We start from the raw sequence: 789 nt of genomic DNA, 5'->3' as shown, positions 1-789 counted from the left end.
CAGCTGCCTGCCGTTGGTCGCATTCGCGGCTGGCGGTGGCCACAACGAGTACGTGGTTAAAGCGCCGGTAAACCTGCAAGACAAGGTCAGCCTGCAAAACGGTGCCAAGCTGTTCGTCAACTACTGCCTGGGTTGCCATACCCTGCAGTACCAGCGCTACAGCCGCATGGCGGAAGATCTGGACATGCCGGAAGAGCTGGTGATGGAGAACCTGAACTTCGTCAGTGACAAGTTCGGTGACCAGATGCATAACGCCATGGACCAGGACGACGCGAAGAAGTGGTTTGGTAATGCACCGCCGGATCTCACCATGGTGACCCGGTACCGTTCTTCCGACTGGGTGTATTCGTACCTGATCAACTTCTACGAAGATGAGTCCCGTCCGTTCGGTTACAACAACCATGTGTTCCCGAGCGTGGGTATGCCCCACGTGATGGCGGGTCTGGAAGAAGAGTTGGGCGAAGACGAGTTCAAGCAGGCCATGGGCGATATCACTAACTTCCTGACCTACACTGCGGAGCCGGTTCGCCCGCAGCGTGAACGTCTGGGTGTTTATGTGCTGGTCTTCCTGGGCATCCTGTTGATCCCGGCTTACCTGCTCAAAAAGGAATACTGGAAAGACGTACACTGATACTTCAGTGTAGGATTCCAGCGTTGAACAGGGTATCCGCGTAAGCGGTTACCCTGTTTCTGTTATAGATCACTAGTGTGGAGATGACTCGACAATGGGTGTGGTGACCAAGCGTTCTTCAATGACTTTCTTTTCTTCCCCGGAAGATCATTACAGCC

The 789-nt window shown here is 54.2% G+C and carries 1 protein-coding gene; it reads left to right on the top strand.

The genetic code is table 11. From position 1 onward, the window contains the following. A partial coding sequence (locus A3730_RS05360) for a cytochrome c1 (protein ID WP_063537654.1) occupies positions 1-631 on the top strand: 631 nt, incomplete at its 5' end. Positions 632-789 lie beyond the last annotated feature (158 nt).

The organism is Alcanivorax sp. HI0044 (assembly GCF_001634945.1).
Note: the sequence above shows the minus strand (reverse complement) of the source record. Positions and strands in the feature narration are given on the sequence as shown.